The 25941-nt window shown below is 39.6% G+C and carries 24 protein-coding genes, 1 tRNA gene and 4 pseudogenes; 28 read left to right on the top strand and 1 reads right to left on the bottom strand.

Features of this window, described 5'->3' with window-relative positions:
- The first annotated feature begins 95 nt into the window (after positions 1-95).
- The 23 genes and pseudogenes from LDL57_RS02285 (at position 96) to LDL57_RS02175 (ending at position 17098) form a co-directional block, all read left to right on the top strand.
- Positions 96-941, top strand: coding sequence for a GPO family capsid scaffolding protein (locus LDL57_RS02285; RefSeq protein WP_225506948.1), 846 nt, complete (start codon positions 96-98; stop codon positions 939-941).
- A gap of 55 nt (positions 942-996) precedes the next feature.
- A pseudogene (locus LDL57_RS02280) lies at positions 997-2023 on the top strand (phage major capsid protein, P2 family).
- Positions 2023-2729, top strand: a pseudogene (gene gpM / locus LDL57_RS02275) (phage terminase small subunit). Before LDL57_RS02280 ends, gpM begins: the two co-directional pseudogenes overlap by 1 nt.
- Before the next feature lie 98 nt (positions 2730-2827).
- On the top strand, positions 2828-3280 hold the full coding sequence (locus tag LDL57_RS02270) for a head completion/stabilization protein (protein WP_225506947.1): 453 nt from the start codon (positions 2828-2830) through the stop codon (positions 3278-3280).
- Positions 3277-3750 (top strand): phage tail protein, encoded by a 474-nt coding sequence (locus LDL57_RS02265; protein WP_225506945.1) that lies wholly within the window; start codon positions 3277-3279, stop codon positions 3748-3750. Before LDL57_RS02270 ends, LDL57_RS02265 begins: the two co-directional genes overlap by 4 nt.
- Positions 3747-4494 (top strand): annotated as a pseudogene (locus tag LDL57_RS02260) (hypothetical protein). The gene LDL57_RS02265 and the pseudogene LDL57_RS02260 overlap by 4 nt, the downstream one beginning before the upstream one ends.
- A 12-nt stretch (positions 4495-4506) precedes the next feature.
- Positions 4507-5625 carry a DUF2586 domain-containing protein gene (locus tag LDL57_RS02255; protein ID WP_225506943.1) on the top strand — a complete coding sequence of 373 codons (1119 nt, stop codon included), beginning with the start codon at positions 4507-4509 and terminating at the stop codon, positions 5623-5625.
- Positions 5625-6080 (top strand): DUF2597 family protein, encoded by a 456-nt coding sequence (locus LDL57_RS02250; protein WP_225506942.1) that lies wholly within the window; start codon positions 5625-5627, stop codon positions 6078-6080. The genes LDL57_RS02255 and LDL57_RS02250 overlap by 1 nt, the downstream gene beginning before the upstream one ends.
- A gap of 12 nt (positions 6081-6092) precedes the next feature.
- A complete protein-coding gene (locus tag LDL57_RS02245) occupies positions 6093-6386 on the top strand; it encodes a phage holin family protein (RefSeq protein ID WP_225506939.1) in 294 nt (97 codons plus the stop codon).
- Complete coding sequence (locus LDL57_RS02240; protein ID WP_225506937.1) at positions 6383-6799, top strand: structural protein; 417 nt, start codon at positions 6383-6385, stop codon at positions 6797-6799. Before LDL57_RS02245 ends, LDL57_RS02240 begins: the two co-directional genes overlap by 4 nt.
- A complete protein-coding gene (locus tag LDL57_RS02235; protein WP_225506935.1) occupies positions 6796-7173 on the top strand; it encodes a hypothetical protein in 378 nt (125 codons plus the stop codon). Before LDL57_RS02240 ends, LDL57_RS02235 begins: the two co-directional genes overlap by 4 nt.
- A gap of 101 nt (positions 7174-7274) precedes the next feature.
- A complete protein-coding gene (locus tag LDL57_RS02225; RefSeq protein WP_225506931.1) occupies positions 7275-7538 on the top strand; it encodes a putative phage tail assembly chaperone in 264 nt (87 codons plus the stop codon).
- Between the two features lie 17 nt (positions 7539-7555).
- Complete coding sequence (locus LDL57_RS18050; RefSeq protein ID WP_375141956.1) at positions 7556-7729, top strand: DUF6890 family protein; 174 nt, start codon at positions 7556-7558, stop codon at positions 7727-7729.
- Positions 7726-7914: a hypothetical protein gene (locus LDL57_RS02220; protein WP_225506929.1), complete on the top strand. Its 189-nt coding sequence runs from the start codon at positions 7726-7728 to the stop codon at positions 7912-7914. Before LDL57_RS18050 ends, LDL57_RS02220 begins: the two co-directional genes overlap by 4 nt.
- Complete coding sequence (locus LDL57_RS02215) at positions 7911-9821, top strand: phage tail tape measure protein (protein ID WP_255653914.1); 1911 nt, start codon at positions 7911-7913, stop codon at positions 9819-9821. Before LDL57_RS02220 ends, LDL57_RS02215 begins: the two co-directional genes overlap by 4 nt.
- Positions 9814-10149 (top strand): DUF2590 family protein, encoded by a 336-nt coding sequence (locus LDL57_RS02210; RefSeq protein ID WP_225506926.1) that lies wholly within the window; start codon positions 9814-9816, stop codon positions 10147-10149. Before LDL57_RS02215 ends, LDL57_RS02210 begins: the two co-directional genes overlap by 8 nt.
- A gap of 45 nt (positions 10150-10194) precedes the next feature.
- Entirely contained in the window at positions 10195-11328 is a 1134-nt protein-coding gene (locus LDL57_RS02205; RefSeq protein WP_225506925.1) for a baseplate J/gp47 family protein, read from the top strand.
- Complete coding sequence (locus tag LDL57_RS02200) at positions 11315-11932, top strand: phage tail protein (protein WP_225506923.1); 618 nt, start codon at positions 11315-11317, stop codon at positions 11930-11932. The genes LDL57_RS02205 and LDL57_RS02200 overlap by 14 nt, the downstream gene beginning before the upstream one ends.
- Before the next feature lie 13 nt (positions 11933-11945).
- Positions 11946-13586 (top strand): phage tail-collar fiber domain-containing protein, encoded by a 1641-nt coding sequence (locus tag LDL57_RS02195; RefSeq protein ID WP_225506921.1) that lies wholly within the window; start codon positions 11946-11948, stop codon positions 13584-13586.
- Between the two features lie 9 nt (positions 13587-13595).
- Entirely contained in the window at positions 13596-14150 is a 555-nt protein-coding gene (locus tag LDL57_RS02190; protein WP_225506919.1) for a tail fiber assembly protein, read from the top strand.
- Positions 14132-14908 carry a hypothetical protein gene (locus LDL57_RS02185; RefSeq protein WP_225506917.1) on the top strand — a complete coding sequence of 259 codons (777 nt, stop codon included), beginning with the start codon at positions 14132-14134 and terminating at the stop codon, positions 14906-14908. The genes LDL57_RS02190 and LDL57_RS02185 overlap by 19 nt, the downstream gene beginning before the upstream one ends.
- Positions 14853-15419 carry a baseplate complex protein gene (locus LDL57_RS02180; protein WP_225506915.1) on the top strand — a complete coding sequence of 189 codons (567 nt, stop codon included), beginning with the start codon at positions 14853-14855 and terminating at the stop codon, positions 15417-15419. The genes LDL57_RS02185 and LDL57_RS02180 overlap by 56 nt, the downstream gene beginning before the upstream one ends.
- 2 nt (positions 15420-15421) lie before the next feature.
- Positions 15422-17098 carry a phage baseplate assembly protein V gene (locus LDL57_RS02175; protein ID WP_225506913.1) on the top strand — a complete coding sequence of 559 codons (1677 nt, stop codon included), beginning with the start codon at positions 15422-15424 and terminating at the stop codon, positions 17096-17098.
- 678 nt (positions 17099-17776) lie between these two features.
- Here the strand turns inward: LDL57_RS02175 and LDL57_RS02170 are convergent.
- Positions 17777-17852 (bottom strand) — tRNA-Ile (locus LDL57_RS02170).
- A gap of 604 nt (positions 17853-18456) precedes the next feature.
- Here LDL57_RS02170 and LDL57_RS18045 point away from each other — a divergent pair.
- The 5 genes and pseudogenes from LDL57_RS18045 to fruA form a co-directional block, all read left to right on the top strand.
- Positions 18457-18786 (top strand): annotated as a pseudogene (locus tag LDL57_RS18045) (hypothetical protein); the annotation flags it as partial.
- Positions 18787-18888: 102 nt separating this feature from the next.
- Complete coding sequence (locus tag LDL57_RS02165; RefSeq protein WP_180558999.1) at positions 18889-20913, top strand: pentapeptide repeat-containing protein; 2025 nt, start codon at positions 18889-18891, stop codon at positions 20911-20913.
- An 840-nt stretch (positions 20914-21753) separates the two neighbouring features.
- Positions 21754-22890 (top strand): fused PTS fructose transporter subunit IIA/HPr protein, encoded by a 1137-nt coding sequence (gene fruB / locus LDL57_RS02160; RefSeq protein ID WP_180558998.1) that lies wholly within the window; start codon positions 21754-21756, stop codon positions 22888-22890.
- Entirely contained in the window at positions 22887-23828 is a 942-nt protein-coding gene (gene fruK / locus LDL57_RS02155; RefSeq protein ID WP_180558997.1) for a 1-phosphofructokinase, read from the top strand. The genes fruB and fruK overlap by 4 nt, the downstream gene beginning before the upstream one ends.
- Positions 23829-23839: 11 nt before the next feature.
- Complete coding sequence (fruA, locus tag LDL57_RS02150; protein ID WP_180558996.1) at positions 23840-25537, top strand: PTS fructose transporter subunit IIBC; 1698 nt, start codon at positions 23840-23842, stop codon at positions 25535-25537.
- Positions 25538-25941: the final 404 nt, after the last annotated feature.

The following is a 25941-nucleotide window of genomic DNA, read 5'->3' as shown; positions in this document are numbered from 1 at the left end:
AATTGAACGGGTCGCCAGTGAAAGAAATGTGGGCGATACTAAAAACCTAACGAAATGGAAGCAAATTTACCCATGGATGGGAGCAACATGTAAATATGTCTCAATTAATGACAAATTGGATTTGCATCGCGACTGAGGGTGACACGGTTGACGGTCGAAAAATTGAGGCTTCATGGATAGCGGAAGCCGCTGAACTTTACGATGCGAATGTATATACCGCCTGTATTTGGCCTGAGCATGAGCGCTATTTTGGTTCAATGGGTGAGGTATTAGCCGTTAAGGCTGAGAGAGATAAAGATGGGGTATTAAGGTTATATGCTCAATTGTGCCCAAATCACCATCTATTACAAGCCAATCGCGACGGGCAACTTCTATTTACCTCTGCAGAGTTTACACCTGATGGTAACTTTAGAGGCACAGGCAAAACGTATTTAGAGGGGCTTGGTGTTACCTGTTCTCCCGCAAGTATTGGAACAACACGATTACGCTTTAAATCAGGAAAAAACCAATATCGATACGGCTCACTGAAACCGCTTGTTATCGATGAAGTTAAACAGTTTAAGGACAAAATAAAATGGCTAAAGAGAAAAAAAAGCGGTTGGAAAAGTTTTTTCAATATTGAAGATTCAAACGATGGTGGTTCATCTTCTACCGATGAAATCACACTGGAAAATATTAAAGAAGCAATTCAGGATCTCCACACACGATTGATTGCAATTGAACAGCGCCTTTCTACAACAGAAACCGATGTTGAAGAAGTTCAAGAAGACATTGAAGTCGTCAAAGACGTTGTTGATACCGCAGAATTCAAGCAGTTAACAGACAATATTTCAAATATTGTTAGAAATTTCAGTAAACTAGACTCTAAGGTAACGAGGTTACCCAGCAAAAACCCGCGCGGTGATAAAAATAAAGAAAAACGTTTCAATCACTTAGTTTAATGCTGCTTAATTAAACTAAAAATTTGAAATTGGAAAAATTAGGAGAGGGATTTCCATGTTATTAAACCAAAAAGCGCGTGAGTTTCTACATAATTATGCAATTGCGTTAGCTAGCGAAGTTGGCGTTGATGATGTATCGCGTTATTTTGCAATTACTGACCCAAAAGAAACACAATTGCGCGATGCGTTGTTAGAGTCAGTTGATTTTCTTAGCATGATCAACGTGCAATACGTCGACCAGCTGCAAGGCCAAGTAGTGACCACAGGTAACCCCGGTATTTACACAGGGCGTCGTAAATCTGGTCGTTTCTCACGTAACTTAGATGTTGATGGTAATACTTATCAACTTTATGAAACAGATTCGTGCGCTGCGCTAACATGGCATTTATTGTCTGTTTGGGCTAACTCAGGTAGTGAAGATGAGTTTTTCCAAAAAATGCAAGGTTTTACACTGAAATCCTTTGCATTAGATCAATTACGTATTGGTTTTAATGGAACACATGTTGCCGATGATACGGATCCGAAAAAAATATCCAAACGGTGAGGATGTTAATATCGGTTGGCATGCTATCGCTAAGAAATGGGATGGTGGTAAACAAGTTATCACAACACCTATTACATTAGATGAAAAAGGTGATTTTAAATCGTTGGATGCAATGGCACAGGATATTGTCAATAGCTGCATTCCAGCAGAGTTTCGCAATGACCCGCGTTTGGTAGTACTTGTCGGGGCTGATTTGGTCGCGGCAGAACAATATCGCTTATACCAAGCGGCAGACCGTCCAACAGAGAAGATTGCGGCACAAATGCTAGGTTCAACCATTGCAGGTCGTACAGCCATTATTCCGCCATTTATGCCGGGTAAACGTATGGTAGTTACACCATTAGCTAACTTGCATCTGTACACGCAAAGTGGTACCGGTCAGCGTAAGGCTGAATTTGTTGAAGACCGCAAGCAATTTGAAAATAAATATCTGCGTAATGAAGGGTATGCGCTTGAATATCCGCAGTTGTACGGTGCTTATGATGAAAGTGCGGTAACCATTGGTAAATTAGAAGAACCCAAGGAAACCGTAGAGTAATGCTATCACCCGCACAGCGCCACCGCCAAGCTGTAGAGCTACGCCAAAAGCTAGAACGGCAAGAAGCCGTCACTATCTTCGATGGTGGCAGTATGCACTTACAAGCGAGGGCGATTGAGCGGGATGTCAAAAGACTGCGTGAGCAACCGACAACAGCAGACAGAATAGAGATGAAAAAGCAGGAGTTACTCCCCGCTTATCTTCCCACCGCTGAACGTTATTTGTCCGAGGGCGAAGTGTATCGAAACCCGATTTTTGCTTACTGCACAATTTGGCTATTTGATGTGGGGGCGTTCGATAAAGGATTGGACTGGGCGGATATCGCTATAGAGCAAGGACAGCTCACCCCTGACAATTTCCGCAGTAATTTTCCGGCCTTTGTCGCTGATACCATATTAGCGTGGGCACACTTAGAAAATGAAACGGGGAACAGTATCGAACCTTATTTTTCACGCACATTTAAAAATGTCACTGAAAAGTGGAAGGTGCATGAAAAAATCAGGGCAAAATACTACAAATTTGCAGCATTGAATTTGCTAAGAAGCAATATCAATGAAAATGCGAAAGCCAGTGCCATTGATTGTGTTGATACATTGGAACAAGCCGCATCATACATGCAAAAGCACGACAGCTTAATCCTAAAGTGGGTGTTAATACGCACTTAAAACGAATAGCTATGCGCATTCGAGCATTAACCGCCGAATAAAAACGACTACCGCAAGCCAAACGGGCGCGGTGGAGGCAAAGCAAATTGATTGCGATTGACCATGGAAACCGGACAGCCCGTTTTTTACAAGGAGTGTTATGTTTAACGGCAACGACTTAAATTATCAGGATAATCCGATTATTAATGATGGTTTTTGGCCTGATTTGAATTTGGAAGATTTTCAAAAACAACGGCAGGTGCCCTTGGATTTAGATGTCGATTTGCTAACGGACTCACTATTAGCCAGTGCTGCCGAGATTAATTTATCGCTGGCGTCATTGAAATCGCAGTTAATGGTAATGGGGTATAAAACAGCTAATGACGTGCCAGGTGTAAAAGCCAATGGACAAAATGCGCTTTCTGCACAGTATAAAAAAGCGGTCTATGCTCGAGCCAAAGCGGATTTAATCGGCGAATACACTTCAATTGTGAGCCGAGCACCTAATCAACAGCAAGAAAGCCCCGAAGTCCGCATTAGATTACTCGCAGAAGCCGCCTTTGTTATTCGTAATATGAAAGGCTTAAAACGTGTAACGGTAGCAATGATATGAGTAAATTACAACGTCTCACCCAATTTTTAAAAACCAATTTGCCGGACCGCGTCTGTAAGGTCGAGTTTAGCAGCGAAATGGATGAAATACAGTTCATTCCGGCTCACAAAGATTTAGGCTTAGAACAGTATCAAATGATGATACAGCAATATATTGCAATAATTGCGTGGGGACGATTCCCATATCGTGAGCTTGATCCACGTTATATACCCCTTTTGATTGATGCGTGGTTTGCAAAGCAAGATAACGAATTAGGCGATAGTAATATTGCACAAGAGCCACCCAGTATGGCTATTGACATAGATGGGGAGCATGCAGAAATTATCGTTTCTTTGTCGATTTCTGAACCAATAGTAATGAAGGAAGACCAAAAAGGAATCGTCCCGTTTGATGGTAAGCGCTGGTCTTTAACTAAAACTGATTTGTGGCTAGCTGAACAGGCGGAAATTTATAGTGAGATAGAAACATAATGATTAATGGTCAACTCAATGATGAACAACTAAAAAAACTTAAAAAATTATTGAAAGACCTTGAATTTCCCCTGCAAAAAAAACAAAGGTTATTGTGGCGACTGGGAAAAATGGGCGTTATCGCATCGTCAAAGAGGTATGCAAAACAACAACAATCTCCTGACGGTAAAAAATGGGCTGCAAGGCAATCTCCATGGCGAGTAAAAATGCTCAGGAAATTACCGACACACCTTCACATTAAAGAAATGCCTGCTATCAGCGCAATAAAAATTTATATGCAAGGGGGTGGCTATAGAAATGGTAAAAAACCCGTGCCAGCAGGTGTTGTTGGTTATGCTCAGCAAAATGGTATGGATGTCACGATTTCAAGTAATAGTTATAAAAAAAATAAAAAAAAGACTGAGCTTGAAGACAAAAAACAAGTCTGACAAAGATGTGCCCAAAAAAGCGGTAAAATGGCTACAGACAAACAAGCTAGACGATTAAGAGCGCTTGGATATAAAGTTAGCGCAGGCAAAAACTAAAACAATTTCCGCTAAGAAAATTGCCGCCACAATGACATATAAACAAGCGGGGGTCATTATAAGGAAAATGAAAAACCAAAAAACAAAAAAATCGTGGCGTGTAAAAGTTCCTGCAAGACCATTTCTAGGCATTAATGATGCGGATTTTAATAAAACCTTAGCAAGGCAGTTACAAGGAATAGGCTTTGGCTGGGATGTCAAAGCGCAAGATATCAAATAAAAGGACTTAACTATGTGGCCTAATGTTCGGGTTAATCAAGTCAATCAGTTACAAGGCGAATCCAAAGAAATTGAACGTGTTTTGCTGTTTGTGGGCAAAGGGAAAAACCATATTGGTGAAACCTTAGCTATTAATACTCAAACGGATTTAGACACGTTATTGGGAGCAGAAAATAGCCCTTTAAAGTCGAATATCAAGGCAGCAATGGCGAATGCGGGGCAGAACTGGTTTGGTTATGTTCATATTCTTCCCGCAAATGCCACTGACACCGATTTTGTCGATGGTGTGCTCAAAGCACAGTTAATCGCCAGTGTAGAGGGTTATGTTTACATTGGGGAAACTACCAAAAAAACCATCAAGGCCGCGCAAACACTCAGAGCAACGTTACTGGCTAAATATGGACGTTGGGTGTGGGCGCTATTGTCTGTTGCAGGGTTACAAGATAAAGAAACATGGCAAACAGCATTGACCCGTTTATGTGATCTGCAAAAAACCGAAACCGAATCGTCTATTCAACTCGTGCCGATCATTTGGGGGCATGAGGCAGGAGTATTAGCGGGTCGTTTATGTAACCGTGCGGTAACTATCGCCGATAGTCCGGCGCGAGTGAAAACAGGCGCGTTAATTGATTTAGGTAGAGTTGATTTACCCAAAGACAGTAAAGGTGTCGAAATTGATTTGGCCACGCTTCAAGCGCTGGAAAAACTGCGTTATAGCGTGCCGATGTGGTACTCAGATTATGACGGTATGTATTGGTCAGATGGGCGAACGTTAGATGTTGAGGGAGGCGATTATCAATCTATCGAAAGTCTACGCATCGTCGATAAAGTCGCGCGTCGTGTACGTTTGCAAGCCATCGCAAAAATTGCAGATCGTAGCTTAAACAGCACGCCAAACAGCATTGAAAGTCATAAGTCCTATTTCTCACGTACCCTACGTGAAATGTCACGCAGTGCAGAAATTAACGGTGTCACGTTCCCCGGCGAATGTCTGCCACCGCGTGATGATGATGTCGTCATTGTGTGGAAAACCAAAAAAACAGTGGAAATTTATATTACTGTGCGTACCTATGAATGTCCGAAAGGGATTACCGTCAGCATCTTACTGGATGCCAGCTTGGAGGCGAATTAATGAGCCAGCGTTTATCGGGTCAAAGTTTTGACGTTAATATCGACGGTGATTTAATTCACGTCGAAAAAATAAATTTATCTATTACGGATAATTCAGCAGCAGCTCAAACGCGCGGCATGCCTGACGGTTTTATCTCGGGTGATGTGAGCGCAGAGGGTGAGCTAGAACTAACCGCAAAATATTTTGCGATTATTACCGCAAAAGCACGGGCGGCGGGGTCATGGCGTGGTATTAAACCGCAAGACTTTCTTTGGTATGCCAAGGCTGGCAATGAAGAAATGAAAGTGGAAGCGTTTGGTTGCAAATTAATTGTCAGTGATATTTTAGATATTGATCCGAAAGGTGGTGCGGTCACTACCCATAAAATCAAATTCTTGGTCACTAGCCCTGACTTTGTGCGCATCAATGGGATTTCCTATTTAGAATCAGAATTGACGCAATCCCTTATTGGATAAGGAAAACTGTTCATGGAAGAGCACGAAAAGACATTCATTGCGCTATTTTTTATCGGTATATTTATTGCGATTGGTAAAATCTTAACCAGTGAAGAGCAAATTACTACCCGCCTGTTTTTTGGTCGGGTCATTTTGGGGTCGGCAGTTTCAATGTTAGCAGGCGCAGTTTTAATTTGGATACCGGATATTTCACCGCTTGCGATTACTGGCCTTGGGTCAGCATTTGGCATCGTTGGTTATCAATTAATTGAACTGTGGTTAAAAAAACGTGGAAGCGCACTATTAAAAGGAAAATTTAAACAATGAATGTGAAAGCAGCGCGAGGAATTCGAAATAATAATCCCGGTAATATTGATTACAATCCTGTAAATAAATGGCAAGGACAATTGCCCGTAGATAAAAGTATTGAATCACGTTTTTGTCGTTTTGTTAGTCCTGAATATGGTATTCGAGCTTTAATGAAATTGCTTCAAAATTATAATCTTTCCGGTTTCAATACCATTGAAAAGATGATTAATCGATGGGCACCGCCCGTTGAAAATAAAACGCATAGTTATATTTATAGTGTAGCCAAAGCTCTAAATGTTAAACCAACAGATTGTGTAAACCCATTTGATAATAAAACTGTAATAGAGTTGGCAAAAGCGATCATCTTTCATGAAAACGGTCAACAGCCTTACGATGATGAGATTTTTGAAAAGGCATTTGCATTATTATGACTAAACAACTCGCACTGATAATGACTTTATTGCTCTGTGCCTTTGGTGCGGGTTGGAAGGTCAACGGGCTTTATCACGACAGCTTAGAACTGACCGCTCAAAAAGTGGCTGATAAGACCCGTCTTAACCTTGAAGAAATTTCTAGCCAATCAGGCCAACGGCTAGAAACAAAATTGGAGGGGATCGCCAATGCTGCCCCTAGAGAAATACGTACTGAGATTATTAAGCCTGTATTTACTAACATTTGTGTTAGTGATGAGTTTGTCAGCATGTACAACAAAACGCTCGACATTATCGGACGTGAATTATCAGGAAAACCTGCTAAAAAAATGCTCGACAGAAATCCCGAAGTTGACAGGAACAACAGGCTGTGATTTATCAATAGCGTTAATAGATTTAGCTTTTTTATATGGCGAATGCGCCGCACGACATAATGTATTAACGGACGAAATTAAACAGAGAAAGGAATTGTCTCATGACTAAAAAAATTATCACTTTAACGATTAACGAAAAAGACATTAGCTTTGAGCCAAACATCACCGCGTATAACAGCATGATTAATGATATGGCCATGGATAATAAAGTCGCCCCCGTCACCACTTATCTAAAACGTATTGTTTGCCCTGAAAGCAAAGAATTATTGGATGAATTACTTGCCATTCCAAGTGCAGCAATGCAAATCGTTGAATCCGTTAACAAAGAATATGCGCCTAAACTGGAGATCAGCGTAAAAAACTAACCAACCGTGTCACTGCGATTGAAAATAATCCGCTGCAACAGTTTTTAATCCTGCGACAGCGGTATTTACCGCATGAACCAGACACGGAAGATAATATTGCCGCCGCGATTTGGCTAGATAATCGCTATTGGGAAAACCACAGAATATCTATCGCAAATGGCATAACAACCGCCTTTAAGGGGGATTCATGAGCGAATTAGATTTCACACTCAGTCTTATCGACAACATCACAAAACCCATTCGGCAGGTACAATCTGCCGTTTCTACTTTGCCCGTGATAGCCAAGTCGCATTTGGCAAAATTGCCGTGGGCGGAGCAGGTCTTGCCGGGGCTTTTTGGTCTGTTAAAAGTATTCTTGACCCGGCCATTGAAATGAACGATGCCATGATGACTGCATCATTACAGGGTATTGATAGCGGTGTCATGGATAAAATATCAAAAGATGCCCTAAAATTTGCGGCGCAATACGGGAAATCGTCTATTGATTTTGTTCACTCCACAACCGCAATAAGCCGAGCGATAAACAATGTCACTCAGCAAGATTTGCCGCAACTCACTCGTATTACCAACACGACTGCCGCCGCACTCAAAAGCACACCGGAGGAAGCATCCCAATACATGGGGCAAATGTTCAATCAATTTGAACGTTACGCGAACCAAGTGGGTCAAGTGCAATTTGCGGAAGAATTTGCGGGAAAAGCCGTGACTATGTCGAAAGCCTTTGGCGTGTCCATGGCAGACATTACCGGACTCATGGAAGGCGCAAAAAATGCAGGGACACAATTTGGTGTCGGCATTGATGAACAGTTGGCTGTACTTGGGGAGCTACAAAGAACCCTTGGCGGCGAGTCATCCAGTGCTTATGAAGCCTTTATGAAAACGGCGGCTGATGGTGCTAGAAATTTAGGACTATCGTTTGTCAATGCTTCTGGCCAAATGCTCTCAATGCCTGAAATGTTGGATAAATTACAAACCAAATATGGCGCAAGTATTGAGGGCAATTTAAAAGCCCAAAAAGAAATTGAAGCCGCCTTTGGTGATTCAGCGGTAGTCGTTAAACGGCTTTACGGTAATGTCGATATTTTGCGTAAAAATATCGGTTTCTTGGGTGCGAGTGATGGTATGAAACGCACGACGGAACAAGCGGAAAAGTTAGCCAACCCTTGGGAACGGCTTATGTCAATTTGGCAATCCATCCGCATTGCTATCGGCATGACGCTATTACCTGTCATTACACCGCTAATCAATAAATTGGCGGAGGGCACTCAAACCCTTGTGCGTTGGTTTACCTTGTTCCCCAATATTGCGCGATGGGTCGGATATCTTACGATGGGAATGCTCGCTTTTGCAGCGGCTGGCGCATCTGCCAATATCGTGATGGGGGTTTCAAAGTTCATTATGACGGGCTTACTGCCTTTGCTTAACTTAATAAAGTTTGCGGCATTGGGTGCTGCAACAGGATTTACAGCTATCTCGTGGCCTATCCTTGCCATTATTGCTGTTATAGCAGCATTAACCGTGGCTGTTGTGCAATTCTGGCAACCCATTAAAGCCTTTATTGCTGGGTTTATTGAGGGCTTTCGTAAAGCATTTGGCGTACTGCCCCCTATTTCTGATGCATTTGTTGAAATCAGTGGCGCAATAAAGTTGATATGGGATGGGATTAAGTACGTCTTCTCTTTGTTCACTCGGTTACTTAAACCCATTCAATACACCTCAGATGAACTAAAAGGCGTCACAGAAGCGGGCAGTTCGTTTGGTTTTATCGTGGCGAGTGCAATTAAAGTGATCCTCCTTCCTTTTTCGTTGGTTTTTGATGCCTTTAGGCAATTAAGTAACATGATGTTCGAAGTGGGTAATTATATTTATGAAAATTGGAATTCTATTTGTGATTTCTTCAGTAATTCCCCTATAGATACTGTATTTGCAGCGATGGGAGACAACATTAAAGCCATTTTTTCAGGTGTTTGGCAATCAATAACCGATACTTTTTCAGGGATATGGAACAGCATTGTTGAAAAACTCAATTACTTGCCGGGTATCAATATTGGAACCAAATTAACCGGAACCGTTGACGGTGCGCCAGCCACAGCCAGCGCGGCAGGTTTATTGATTGGTGGCCAACTAAAAGACGTCGAAAAAGGTGGCATTAGTCGGCAAATCAGCAATAACCGAACCCAATCGGTTGATAATAGCAAGCGATACGATACAGTAAATATCAATGTGACAAATGGAATGTCACCCTCGGATTTAGCGGAATGGACTGCGCTTGAAAATGGATAATTTACGCTACTTTGATTTATTAATTACTGACAGAAACTTTACGCTCAACTCCGGCAATGAGCCAAAGTTGTGTAATAACCGACAGTCAATCACACAAGATGTGGCGCACAGTATCATTGAAAGTGGGCTAGCAACACAATTAGTGGCAGAGCGAAGCCCAACCCTCCGCGCTGATATTCGTACGCAAATGGAGATCTTAGTCGAAAGTGACGAGCGATTAGTGCCCGGTACGATTGTAATAGATGAAGAAAGTACAAAACGACTTTGGGTGACGGCGGAAACCTATGATTTTGGCCGTATTAATTTGGGGGTAAATTATGAACTGTAAAACATCCCTAACATTGATTATGAACAAGTCTTGCGCGATAGCGGAATGCCTGTTTCCGAAGATGAAATTAGCGACAAATTCGTGTCGCTTGTCCATGAAGAGGGGCTGATTACTAACACGTCGAATATGTCTCCATTTTGGCGTTTGATTAATACGATTGTGACTCGGCCTGTTCGTTGGCTGACCGAAGCATTAATTAATGTCACCTTGAAAAATATGTTTTTAGCCACTGCATCGGACAATTGGTTAGATATGTTCGCATGGGGCGTTAATTTAACTCGCAAACCTGCTACCGAAGCAAAAGGTGTGATCCGTTTTTATCGTGATGTGGGCGCGGGAACTATCATTGTTCCAGCGGGAACGGTTATTCAAACAGAGCGTATTAATGACATCATTTACAGTGTCAAAACCGTTGAAACCAAGGCGATTGATACTGATAGCGCATTAGTGCCGGTGATCGCTGAAAATGCCGGAGGGGCTTACAATCTTGCCCCAGGTTATTTCCGCATTTTACCCGTGTATATTTCAGGGATTGAGCGCGTACAAAACGAAGATAATTGGTTATTGGTGCCGGGAGCAGATGCAGAGAGTGACAACGATTTGCGTGATCGTTGCCGCAATCAGTACAACTTAGTCGGCAGCTATCACACTGACGCGGTTTATCGTGGCATGATTGCCAGTGTGGTGGGATTGAGTATTGACAGAATTTTCTTTTTGCATGATGCGCCGCGGGGTCCGGGTACCGCAAATGCCTATTTGCTCCTAGACAGTGGCGTAACAAGCCAGCCGTTTATTGATAAAGTGAATGATTACATCAACAAACAAGGCTATCATGGTCATGGTGACGATATGCAGTGCTTTCCGATGCAGGAAACGCAGCATGTTTTAACCGTAACACTATTTGTGCAGAGCGTGGAAAATTTCAGCGCGGAAGAACTGAAAAAATTAAAGCAAGATGCAGGCGATTTAGTGCGTTGTGCTTTTCGTGAAAACGCACTTTATGATGTTAAAAAGACATGGCCCTACTCCCGTTTTTCATTCTCAAATTTAGGACGCGAGCTGCATAAACAATTTATTGTGCTGGATTCTATCGTTTTTAGCATTCCCGATATTGTCAGTGATTTAAGCGTACCACGTTTAAAGTCGCTCACCGTTGAGGTGCAAAATGCCAGAATTTAAAACGCGATTAAAACGACTGCAATTGCCGTCGTGGATGAATAAAGGCGAGCCAGCAACGCTACTGCGAGCAACGAAACGTTTTTGGGAAATCATTCACGTTTGGATAACGTGGCCATTAGTGCAATTGGATGTAGAAACCTGCACTGAATCATTATTAAATTTGCTAGCTTATCAACGCGATATTCATCGATTTAATAATGAACCGTTGGATTTATACCGTAAGCGCGTAAAATACGCGTTTATCAATGCGAAAGATTCCGGCAGTTTCGCCGGATTTATTGAGATATTTAAACGCCTTGGCGTAGGCTATGTCGAAATTAACGAGCGACAACCGGATATTGACTGGGACGTCATTATCTTACGCGTTAGCGACGGACAAATAGCGAATAACCCAGATTTATTGTTAAACATCATCAGGCAATACGGGCGTACTTGTCGCCGTTATCGTTTTGAAGTGATGGCTGTACACTCAATAGCGATGCGCGTTGGTTTTGTTGAAGCTGAATATATTTGTTATTACGCCACATTACTTAATCAGCCGCTCTATATTCGAATTGGACAATTTTCAGCGTCGAGCCAAGTCTACGGCGCTTCATTAATGTAAGGGACTGCATTATATGGCATCAGTTATTACACTCGCATTTGAAGGATGGAAAGCCCAAGAAGCCGCAAGCGGTAAACCCGTTTTACTTGATGAATTTGTGTTTGCGAATGTGTCGAACCTTGACCCATCAAAACCCATTGACCGCAACGAAAAGCTACCCCCTGAAAATCAAATTGTTCACCGTCAAGCGGTTAATAAAGCAGGATTGGTGAGTGAGAACGCCGTCGCATACAGCGTCACTTTAGGTGCAGAAGTCGGCGATTTTGATTTTAACTGGATTGGATTGCTCAATAAAGAGTCTGGTACAGTGGCCATGATCACCCATGCCCCTATACAGAAAAAATTGAAAACACAAAATGGTCAACAGGGTAACGTGTTGATCCGTTCATTCTTGCTTGAATTCAACGGTGCAGCCGAAGAAACGCAAATCAAAACCAGTGCGGAAACATGGCAAATTGATTTTACTGCGCGTTTGTCTGGCATTGATGAAATGCAGAGGCTTATTAATCATGATCACTATGGTGAAGCCGCTTTTTTTGACGATGGGTTTGAAGTCACCCGAAAGGATGAGCAATACACGGTTAGCAAAGGGTTAGCTTATATCAGTGGTCTTCGTGGCCAATTGGAAAAAAATCAAATACACAATGGGCTGCGTAACACGAATATTTATGCGGATTTTAGCTACCAAGGCAATATCGTTAGTCAGTGGAATACCGTGGTAAAAACGACTATCGCTACCTCGCTTGATAATTATGTAGACGAAGCTGGATTTACACATTTTGTCTTTGCGATAGCCAGTATTGATGCTAACGGAAACGTAAAAGATTTACGTCCAAAAGGGTCGCTGAGTCATCAATCGATGATAGCGTTTGAAACGCAATTTAAATTGGATTTAACCAAAAAGGTCGATAAGACCAACATTTCAGGTGTCAAGGGCAATAATAATGACAAAGTGCCAAGTTTGAATTTATTCACAACCGAAGTGGGCAAACTGCAATCTAAAGGCGACTACGCCACCAAAACAGAGCTGGCACAAGGTCTTAATACCAAGCTCAACAGTTCTGCCGTCAAACAATCGCTGGGTGACTCAACAACAGAGGTGGTGAGCCAAAAGACGGTGACAGAAGCATTACAAAATGCGTTGAATATCAATACCGTTTACCCTGTTGGGGTGGTTATCTGGTTTGCACAAAACAAAAATCCTAATACCTTATTTCCTGATACGAAGTGGCAATACATCGGTGAAAATAAAACCATTCGTCTGGCCAAAGCCAATGGCTCGAATGTATTAACCACCGGAGGCGCTGACGCTATTAAGCTTACCGAAGCGCAATTACCCGCGCATGGACATACCTTTTCAGCAACGACCAGTAGCTATGATTATGGTAATAAAAATACCAATACAACAGGTAATCACGTACATAACTATACCAAAAACAGTGGATATATAGGAGCATCAGGTTCGGCCTGGGTTGCGGCATCCAATAAAAAAGATAATGCAACAACTTCTTCTAGTGGAAATCACGTGCACACTGTAGCAATCGGGCCTCATTCACATACGGTTTCAGGTACAACTGGAAAAACCGGAGGTGGTAACGAAATTAATATAACGAATGCTTTTGTTACGCTAATGGGCTGGTACAGAATCAGTTAAGGAATCAACATGTTCAGAGTTTTTAAAGCCTTTACCTACACGAGTGATACGCATGAGTTGCTGGGTCCTTGTGATGCTTACACGGATGAAACGCATGACATATTGCCTTTTCATACCGAAATAAAACCGATTGACAAAAAGAAAGGTTTCGCTGTTGTTTTTAATGAAAAAAATCAGGAATGGGAATATCAGGAAGATCATCGAGGCTTGGTGTTATTTGATACGAAAAGCCGTCAATCTGTCACCATCGAAAAATTAGGAAAAGTACCCAACTATTTAACACCCTTGGCGCCCAAAAGCGAATATGATGTTTGGGATGGTGAAAGATGGGTCAAGAATATTGAAGCTGAAAATTTAGCAAAAAGACAAAAATTAGAAAGCATTAAACAGCAAAAACTCTTTGATGCAACCCAAATCATCACCCCGCTTCAGGATGCCGTCGATTTGAATATGATGACGGAAGAGGAGAAGGTAAAACTGACAGAATGGAAAAAATATCGCGTATTATTAAACCGTGTTGATACTTCAACTGCATCGGATATCGAATGGCCAAAGAAACCGTAATTCTTCCAAAATGGTGTAAAAGCCTGATGAAAATGTCCCCTACCCTGTCGAGCATAACCTGTTCGATGGTGCAAGCTCACCCATTTGTGTATGGATTAGGACAGAAAACAGCAACTGGCAGCTATTTAAGCCCAACCAATGCAATCAACCACATTGCAAAAAAATTGGTAGGCGCAGCAGAGACCGAAATAGTCGTCATGATGATCTGTGCGAAAACACAAACCGAATTTATGACACTCTTACAGCAATTTTCGACGGTTTTCTCACTGCCTGTTTTTTCACAGGTTGAGCGTATGGCAAAAACAGCAGGATCACTGCAAGTCACTAAAATGAAGCTGCCAGCACCTCAATTCGGCGGCTTACCGAAACCGCAAACACTATCAACATCAAACAGCCGTGACACGATTAACGCTCAGTTGGTAGAGCAGGCAAAAAACAGTATAGGCAGTGCAAGCGGTATTGATGCCATGAAATCGACTATGTCTGGATTCAAGTCTGCGAGGGAAAATGCGCTTAAAAGTATTAGTGATAAATTGACTGATCTACTGGGTAGATCCGTGTTCATTTGGAGTTTTACAGGCAAAGGCACGGGCGATTATCTTGCTGAACACCTGCAAAAAGAGATCCCAGAGCAGGACGCCATTTTTACACTTGCAACACTGTTCGCAGGGAGCGAACTATCGTCATTACAAGGAATGCTTCATGATCCAACAAAACCAATTAACAGCACAGAATCCGACAATAACCTTAGCCCTTGATGGTGAAGCTATTCCGCTAAAAAACATCAAAGTTAATCCGTCGGTACAATTTCAGGATAAAGACCAATCCGGTCAAACTTCCAGCACAGCTGTTGCAGAGCATGGAATTAAGCCAAAAGAGCTACGAGTAAATGGCGTGATCAACTTCACTGATGACAAAATTCTCACACGCTTATTTGCCCTTGCAGAAGCGAAAGAAGGTGGAAAATTGAAGCGCTATCGCGTGGCTAATCATACCGCAAAAGCGATTAATTTCCGCATAGCCACGTTTACCGGAAATATTGACGCCAGCGAAATCGACGGGCAAATGGCTTGGCAAGTCACATTCACGCTCAGAGAGCATTTATCTGTCTCAGAGAAAAAAGACGCTCGGGCAGCAGGCCAAGTGCAAGCTAAAATTCAAACAGGCAACCTGAAAGTACCAACGAGCGCGGCAAAAGAAGAAAAAGACGAACTGACATGGTTTGAAAGTACGGTTTTGAAACCCATTGATGATTTTGGGAATAAATAATAATGAAACCAATTAGCCGCTGTTATTTATCTAATGATGACGTCCATATTGTTGACGCAAAAATCATGTTGGAACTATCGGCCTGTGGTCGAGGCTTTTTAACGGTTGAAACCGAAACTGATTACACAGGCAAATTAGTTCGCTTTGATACAGGTTACACCGATTCATTGTATCGATACTTCACAGGCTATGTAGAACGTGCACAGCCAGCGGATAACGGTTTTCAAAAATTGTTCGTGCGCGAGCTGGTCGGTGTTTTTGATAAAATGTGGCCTTGCTCATTTCGGCACCCAACCTTAAAAACCATTACAGATTATTTACAGGAAAACAGCGGCTTAACCTTTATTTTACCTGATACAAAATATATTAACTCGCCGATCCCTCATTTCACGCACAACGGTACAGGTTTTCAATTATTAGCCAATTTAGGCCATGTTTTTACTATTGCTGATTATGTCTGGTATCAAATACCTGATGGGAAAATCTTTGTCGGTAGTTGGGCTGATTCGATGTTTAAAAATGATAACCACAGTGTACCCGCTGAATTCTCAAAAGGGCAGTCAGCAGGAAACAGCGCCACCTTTCCATTAATACCCGCCTTACGAGCCGGAACAGTGGTAAACGGTAAGCGCGTGCATAAAGTCCAGCTTGATAACGATGATATCACGCTTTACTGGTTGGCGATTAATCCACTTACTGGAAAGGCCAAAAATAAAACCCCAATTCAAAGCCAGATAGATAAAGCTTACCCCGAATTATCAGCAGGTTTGCATTTACCAAAATTCGCGAGAATTGAATCACCAAGTGAAGCAGTCAGTGCTGGTGATATTTCTGATCCGTTCCGGCCAAAATATGCTGTAGATGTGCAATTACTGGATAGTGATGGCAACGAATCAGCCGCACCTACCTACAAAGCAGTGCCGCTGCCTTTACCCATGGCAGGGGGTGAATGTGGTATGTTTCAATTTCCACCGGAGGGAACTTTAGTTGAAATTGCTTTTGAAGGTGGGAGGCCCGATAAACCGTTTATCCGGCAAACACTCAGTCAAAATAATACCCTCCCAGACATACAACCAGGGGAACAATTGCAGCAGCAACGCAAAGAAGTTTTTCAGCGCGTGACACAAGATGGTAGCTGGAATCGTGAAACAGACCAAAGCATCAATGAAGCATCAATGATCCGAAATATCAAAGCGGACAAAGAACAACGCGAACTGGTCGCGAGAGAAACCACAGTACAGGCCAATGACACATTAACCGTTTTAGGTACTAGAAAACTATTAGCAGGTGCAATCCAGAATTTAGCCGAGGGTGACTACGCAATAGCAACATCATCAAACTATGTCGGCAGTATTGAAAAAGACATGACTATTGAGGTTGGACAGAATGCCACTGTAGAAATTGGACAGAAGCTAATAGAGAAAGTTGGGCAAATAAAGCAAAGTATTGCTGGCGTACAACAACAAATCATAGCCCCTATCATTTGGATAGGTAGCAAACAAATCAACGTTGCTCAGCTGATGATAGATACGTTAGATGTGGTCAAGGAATTAGCAGAACTCACCGCATCACATACTCACAGTAATACAGGCACACCAACAAACGCATCAGCTATCAAAGGCACTGGCACCAAGTCAGACAGCTTGAATAAAAAGTATTCCCCTGTTATTGGTAAGTAAAGTTATCGTCCACCATTTGCCCATCTAGCGTGGGCTTTTTGTACCTTCAATAAAACTGTCTGAGCGCCATTCTGAGCGCATCACATAACAAACCACATCAACGATAAACAAAATGGAACGCACCTGCTGCATAGCCCTGAGAAATCACAGCGCCCACGAAATAAAAGTTTTCACCACGTAAAACGCACTACACCGCACCCGCCTGCACAATTTGGATCTAAAAATTATTTCAGTTTTAAAATTCTACAAAACATATTGCTAAGCCTCGCCGTTACTAGGGTCTTGCGATGAATTGCAAAATGAAATGAGTGAAAAGAATTTCAGTGAATTTCAGTTTGTGGATCACAAAACGGATCGCAACAAAAAGATAACGCAATGAAAGATAATGAGAATTTCTATTTTACGTGGGTTTGGTTGGATCGCGATATTAGCCGCATATTTTCAAAAAGCCTGCAACCATGCGGCTTGAGCGAAAATGAAAAACTGAAATGAGTTACATAGATATTTGGGGAATTGAGCGTGACATACTTTCAAAAAAATAAATCACGCTGTGACATATCATGAAAAAATCAACCGCTGCCAGAAAAAAGCCGCTGCCATTTTGCTGCCACTGACTATTAAAAACAAAAAAGCCACTTGCTAAGAAGTGGCTTAATGCACTGATTTAACAGCTAAAATTGGTGGCCCCTGCTGGATTTGAACCAGCGACCAAGCGATTATGAGTCGCCTGCTCTAACCACTGAGCCAAGGGGCCTAAGTGGGATGCATTATACGTGCTGTTTTTGCGCGGGTCTAGTCTTTATAAATCATATGCTTGTTTTATAAACAAAATCCGTAAATTTAATGGCTTCCCTGTCTGTGGTTATTTATATTAACTATTGCAGTTTAAGTTCATGAACGATAACTGAACAAGAACAACTTATTGATAAATTTGTCTTCAATATTTAATAACCCAGTTAAGAATAAAAAAACAACTAAATCATTAAGAAATTTCCAAAAGTCTATTTATAAAGTTTAAGTAGAGATAATATATTATTATAATTGACGTTAAATAACAGCAAGCAAAGAAATATAAATATTATAAAATTTTCGCTTCTTATCTCATAAGAAATAACAGGCTGAATAAAATAAATAATTTAATTCAACCAAATTAATATAAATTATTGAGTGACATCATTAAGTTGAATTTAAAGAAAACATTAGAAAAATTATATAGTATAAACTTGATATATCTGATTATATATCAATACTAATAACATATTCAGTAATATTAAATATATATTCATTGTGGTACAGCGTTAATCAAAATACGCCTAGCGCGTTTATTTTGAATTCCACACTATTAGGGAAAAGAAAATATGGATACCAATCGTTGTTTAGTGTTTACTAATTACGCAATAAATAACAATAGTATAGAAGGAAAAGTATTAGCCACGTCACCAAAAGGAATACTAGAACATATCATAAATTTTTTTACTTTAGGTGGCGTGGAAAGAAAATTATCTAAGCAATATGATAATTTAATGCAAACAATGACCTGCGCACTGGAAAAAAAAATTGCTAATTCAAATTGCTATCATATTCCTGAAGAAATCAAATTTAATTTTAACGGTTGTACGGTAACCACTAAACCCTCGCAATATCATTCAGACAAGCTATCTGTTTGTGTTGAAGGACCGACAGGAGAACATTTTACTTCAGACATCGATAAGCATGCATTTAAAACAACCGCTACCGTGATGTTATTAAATAACCGAATTGATCCAAATATATACATCAAGCAAGGAAGGATGTTTTTATTAGATACTGATCTATCTGCCAGAATTTTAGACGGCATTGATTTAGCGGGTGCCTATTTGTCAAATGTAAATTTTAACGGAACAGACTTATCCGCAGCAAATCTGCAAAATTCAGATATTATAAATACAACATTTGATCATGCAAAATTAATAGAAGCAAATTTAAACGGTGCAAAAATTGAAAAATCAACATTCAATTATGCAAAATTAGATTCAGCATTGTTAGAAAAAACCTCAATAGCCGGCGCTAATTTTGATCACGCAACACTTAATTATGCAAACCTGACTGACACTAAAATTATTAACCTAAAACTAGCTGACGGCGAAATCAAAACCAATACATTCAATCATGCCACATTAAATTCAACATTGTTAGAAAGAGCCACCCTACTTAGCGCTAATTTTGATCATGCAACACTTACTCAGGCAAATCTAACCGATGCAACAATTCAAAATACAACATTTAATTATGCAAAATTAGATTCAGCATTGTTAGTAAGAGCCTCCATAGCTGGTGCTAATCTGGATCACGCAACACTTATTAAGGCAGACTTAACCGAAGCTAAATTAGCTAAATTAAAAATATCCAACGAAGAAATTAAAGAGACGACATTAAAGTTTGCCCGTTTAGATTCTGCATTGTTAAATAAGGCGATTCTATCGTCCATTCAGATGCAAGGAGCAACACTTATTAAAGCCGATTTACGTCAAGCAAATATTTTCAAATCTGACTGTGACAGTGTCAATTTCAGTAATGCTTTATTAAGCAAAGCAAGCATAAAAGGGACTTTTTTTCAAAAATCAATATTTACTAAAGCCGATTTAAGTCACACAAAAATAATTGCATCTGATTTATCTGATACAAAACTGCAAAATACAAAATTAAACAACGCTGATTTTTCCAGTTCCTATTTTATATTATCAGATATGACGGATGCCGATCTAAGCGGAGCAGAATTATTTTCCACAAATATGCAAGGGGTAAAATTGACAAATGCAAACTTACACCTGGCAAATCTGAGATATGCTAATTTAAAAAATGCAGATCTCAGTAAAACTATTTTAATTGAAGCAAAGCTTAATAATATAGATTTAGTCGGCGCTGTTCTGGAAAAAGCAAACCTATCCGAAGCAGTGCTTGACAATGCCAATTTGAGTTTTGCTAGTTTATATCAAGCTACCTTAAAAAATGCTCATTTAAAAAATACCTGTTTAGCTGGAGCTATTTTACAAGAAACAAATATCAGTGACGCTAATTTAACAGAAGCAGATTTCACACCAGGCATCTATTTAAAAGGAATAGTTGTTCCTAAAGAAAAATTAACTGAAGCAAAGCTAGCAGCGGCTATTTTGTTACAAAAAATAAACATTAACCAACTCAAGATCACAGAAGAGAACATTGCAGCTTCCTTATCACAAAAAACAGATGTTATTGCAGGATATTTAGCCGCCGCGATCTTATTACATAAAAGAAATAACCATGATTTAAAAAACATAACGCTTACTAATACCAATCTGATAAGAGCAAAAGCAGCAGCTACTGCTTTATTACAAAAAACAAATCCTGCTGATATAAATTCAGCAGTAAGCTTATTACAACAAATAAATATGACTAAAACCAATTTAGCAAATGCGATCTCATTACAAAAAACAAATCTTATTGATGCTATTTTAATAAACACCAACTTACAAAAGGCAGATATTACTGATGCTGATTTAACCAATGCTAACTGTCAAAAAGCCAATTTCACTAATGCAACTTTAATAAATGTTATCTTAAAAAATGCCAATCTTGCTGATGCAAATTTAACTAATGCTAACTGCCAAAAAGCTAAGTTCAGTAAAGCCGATTTAACAAGAACAGATTTTGCTGAAGCAAATCTACAAGATGTAAAGTTCTCTAAACATCATCTAAAAAGAGAATTTCTGCAAGAGATGAATTTAACGGTAGAAAAGTTTGAAGCAAAAACAAACAAATTAAAAAACAAAATCAATAAAGTATTCCATTTAAACTAGGCAAATCTTATGGTGATAAAACTCAATATCTTGACACTTATTAAATAAAATTTTGCTAGCTTATTTATTGTCACTAACGGTTTGTATGCAGACAGCGTCATCCATTATTCCGTTAGTGACATTGCTTTAAAAACATAAAGGCCGACACAAACTGGGCTCAATAATCAACAGAGTGGATTTTACTAATCACAGATAGATATTGCTGTTGGTAATTATTTATTTAACTAAAAATAAACATTTATCATTATCTTTTATTTAAAGATAAAAATATTAAATGTTAATATTTAATTAAAAATACCACCTCCTCACCCAAAATAACACATTAAATTTTACATATTTTTAATTAATAATTAAAATTCATGCAAATTATTTTACTATTTTGTTTTTTATAAAAATTAATTAAATAACTAGGCAACTTGCTTTGGCAAAGAAAAATATTGCTATATTTCTAGTAAAGCAAATTAACCACCAACGAAAATTTAACCTTAATTAACAAAATTTAATAATATCCAGCAAAATTAAGACATTAACCGTTAAAATTTAATTTTTTTTATTTTAATCTACTATTAAGATCACATTTTTATATCAATTAACTTACTTTCATTTTTCTATTTTGCCAACCTAAGCTTATATTTTTTCATTCAATAAAACACAAAGCATTTTATTCGTGAACAAACTCATAAAAATGCAAATTACCATTAGATAAATATATCTGTTTTTATCTAAAGTTATATGCAAATTGAAACGATTCAGCTTGCATAAAATAAAACCTAAAATAGCTTCTGTTTTTTATTGGATAAAACTGCAGCGTTTCACTCATTTATGTGTATAGGAGAAAACATGTTTGATGTGCCTAAAAAAAATATCCATTTAGCACAATTTGCCGACCATAAACAGCATGCCATCGCACAAGTTGCCCAAGCATTAATCAATGCAGGTTACGTTACACCAGATTATCTTACCGGTATGCAAAAAAGGGAAAATCAAGCCTCAACTTATTTAGGCAATGGCATTGCCATTCTTCATGGTACCGTAGATACACGCCATAATGTATTACAGACAGGTGTTCAAATATTTCAGTTTCCACAGGGTATAGATTGGGATAATGGCCAAAAAGCTTATATTGTCATCGGCATCGCCGCTAAATCAGAGGAACATTTAAGTTTATTGCGACAACTAACTCATATTCTAAGCGATGAAAATATTGCCAAGCAAATGGCAACCACCACATCAATTGATTCAATATATAATATCTTGCTAGCTAAAGAGCCGATTGATAACTTCATTTTCAAAGCTTCTATGATCTCGTTAGATGTTGATACCAACCATATTATGACACTCCAGGCATTAAATATTAATCACTTACAAGATGCCAATGCCATTAATAATGATTTCATCGTTGATGTGATCACAAATCCACCGCTTTATTTAGGCCAAGGTATCTGGCTTAGTGATAGTAAAAAAGGTAACCTAAAAACAGCCATGGCAATTGCACGGCCTAAAAATCCTCTATCATATCAAGATCATCAGCTTTGCCTACTTATCACGCTATCATGCAAAGATAATCGGGCTAATAACACCTTAAATCACTTAGCTAATTTATTGATCGATAAAAAAACAGCAAAATTGCTACAAGCACCCGATGCAGTACAGATATTTACTTTACTAACGACTAACATAAGCGAAGAAAAAGGGACGCTATCAGCAGAATTTACTTTAAATAATAAACATGGATTACATGCTCGCCCAAGTTCACAATTAGTTAATACAATAAAAAAATTTAATAGCAAAGTCACTATTACTAATTTAGATGGGAACGGAATTCCTGCCAATGGCCATAATGTAATGAGTGTCATTGGATTAGTTGCTCGTCAAAATGATCGTATCCAATTTAAGATCAGTGGCCCTGACGCCCAAGCAACCTTATATGCCATTGAGCAGGTGATTAACGCTAATATGGATGAAAAAATTACATGAAAGGTAAAGTTGCAACCATTACATTAAATCCGGCATATGATTTAATCGGTATGGTAGACAATATTGAAAAAGGTGCCGTCAACTTAGTTAAAACCCATGGATTGTATCCAGCAGGCAAAGGCATTAATGTTGCTAATACATTAAAAAATCTAAATATTGATGTTACTGTCGGTGGTTTTTTAGGTAAAGAAAATCTAAACGATTTTCAACACGACTTCAAAGAGCGTGGGCTCACAAATCGTTTTCATGTGATTGAAGGCAGAACTCGCATTAACGTCAAATTGACTGAAAAAAATAGTGTGGTTAGTGATTTTAATTTTTCCGGCTTTGAAGTTAATAAACAAGATTGGCAGTATTTCGCTAGAGATTCACTTAGCTGGTTAAGTCAATTTGATATGGTCTGTGTTAGTGGTAGTTTACCCAAGGGTATCGATTTAGATGATTTTACTGACTGGATGAAACGGCTCCGTAATCAGTGTATGTGCGTCATATTTGATAGTAGCCGAGAAGCATTAATTACCGGTTTAAAAGCCAACCCTTGGTTGGTGAAACCAAATCGACATGAATTAGAAAGTTGGATTGGCCACCCTTTACCTACCTATCAAGAAATCGCCAAAGCAGCACAACAATTACGTTCTCAAGGCATTGCTCATGTTGTGATTTCCTTAGGCGAAGAAGGTGCAATGTGGGTCAACGCATCCGGTGCCTGGTTAGCAACACCGCCAAAATGCCAGGTTGTTAGTACAGTTGGTGCCGGAGATGCCATGGTCGGAGGTTTAATTTATGGCTTAATGATGCGGCAAACAAGTGAACATACATTGCGCTTAGCAACAGCTATTAGTGCCATATCAGTCAGCCAAGGTAATGTTAGGAGTATGGATCGGCAACAACTGACAAAAATGATGAACCAAGTTGCTCTGATCCCATTTCAAATATAAGGAATCTCTTGATGAAAACAATTGCTATTATCCACTCACCCCAAATGTCAGCAAGAACCTATCTTGCTAAGCAAATGCTATGTCAGCAGATACAACAACAATCTTTAAAATTAACGGATAATGCTGCGGATGCTGAATTGATTATTGCTATTGGTGAAAATATAGCTGATGAACAGCAATTAATCGGTAAAAAAGTTTTCTTTACTAATGAAACACAGATAATACGTGCGCCAGAAAAGACTCTCTCTATGGCCGAAAATAAAGCGATCATTGCGGACAAAGCAAATCTTATTAAATCAGCAACCGCAAAAAATCAGCGTGTTTTAGCCGTGACCGCTTGTCCTACAGGTGTGGCACATACTTTTATGGCAGCAGAAGCATTAGAAACTGAAGCTAAAAAGCGAGGCTGGCAAATCAAGGTAGAAACGCGTGGTTCGGTTGGAACTGGCAATGAAATTACCTTAGAAGAGATTAATGACGCCGATTTTATTATTGCTGCCACTGATATTGAAGTTGATTTAGCGAAATTTGCTGGTAAACGTATTTATCACACCTCAACAAGCGCCGCTTTAAAAAGAACGGCGCAAGAGATGGATAATGCGTTAGCTAAAGCTGAATGTTATCTACCTAACAAAATAAAAAACAGCTCAGACAACTCAACTGAGAAAACAACAACCCAAGGGGTCTATCGTCATCTGCTTACTGGTGTTTCTTACATGTTACCCATGGTAGTAGCCGGTGGCCTCTGTATCGCTCTCTCTTTTATGTTTGGTTTAGATGCTGCCGAGCAACCAGGTACATTAGCTGCGGCATTAATGCAAATTGGTAAACACTCTGCTTTAGCCCTCATGGTACCCATTTTATCTGGTTATATTGCTTACTCGATTGCTGACAGAACGGGCTTAACGCCTGGATTAGTGGGTGGCATGTTAGCAGTTAGCACCAATGCCGGCTTTCTTGGTGGTATCATTGCTGGTTTTATGGCTGGCTATGTCGCTAAATCGCTCAATCAATACTTTCCATTACCAAAAAGTATGGCGTCCCTAAAACCAATCCTAATCGTGCCATTATTCGCCACGTTAATCACTGGCTTAGTCATGATCTATATTATTGGTAATCCCGTTTCCTGGATAATGACCGCCCTTACAGAATGGCTAACCAACATAGGCACAACTAATGCCGTCATTTTAGGTATTATTTTAGGTGCCATGATGTGTACAGATATGGGAGGACCCGTTAATAAAGCCTCTTATGCATTTGGTGTCGCTTTATTAAGCGCCCAAACTTATGGACCTATGGCAGCCATTATGGCAGCGGGTATGGTTCCCCCTTTAGCCATGGGACTTGCGACATTATTTGCCCGTCACAAGTTTTCAACTAATGAACGTGAAGGCGGCAAAGCAGCGTTCGTATTAGGTCTATGTTTTATTTCTGAAGGCGCCATTCCCTTTGCTGCCCGTGACCCAATGCGAGTATTACCCATCTGTATGCTTGGCGGGGCAATTACCGGTGCATTATCGATGTATTTTCATGTCACACTAATGGCGCCTCATGGTGGACTATTTGTTATGTTGATCCCTGGCGCGGTACAACCAATTATTGCTTATCTGTTAGCGATTATGTGTGGGACTTTAATCAGTGCAATATTATATGCCTATTTAAAAAGACCCGAAGTAGAAACTTCATTGAATAAAAAAATACTTAACTAATTATTTTGTCATTAACAAAAAGAGAATTGTTAATGACAAAGATAATCATTAATAGATTTACAAGCCTAAACAGAGAGTATGGTAAAATCAATCGGTTGCACTAAGATTTAATGCTAATTAAAATTTAAACTAGCTTAAAATAACTGGTCTGCTTGCTAGCTAAATAAAGACATTCTTTATTTGATATATATTGTTAACTAAAGCGATTGACCATTTAGCCAACCATTCACTAACATATGTCTATCTTGAGCAAAATTTTTATTTACTCATAAATTACTCAATTTAAATTTAGTAAAGTTAATCCTGTTATAGCAACAATTAAATAACTTTAATTTACGCTAATATAGATAAATTATATTATTATAATATTTTTTATTTTGTCAGAAATAACTCACTAATGAGAA

The sequence above is a fragment of the Arsenophonus apicola genome, from assembly GCF_020268605.1.
Classification (GTDB): Bacteria; Pseudomonadota; Gammaproteobacteria; order Enterobacterales; family Enterobacteriaceae; genus Arsenophonus; species Arsenophonus apicola.
The sequence above is the reverse complement of the archived record's forward strand: the minus strand, read 5'-3'. Positions and strand labels throughout refer to the sequence as shown.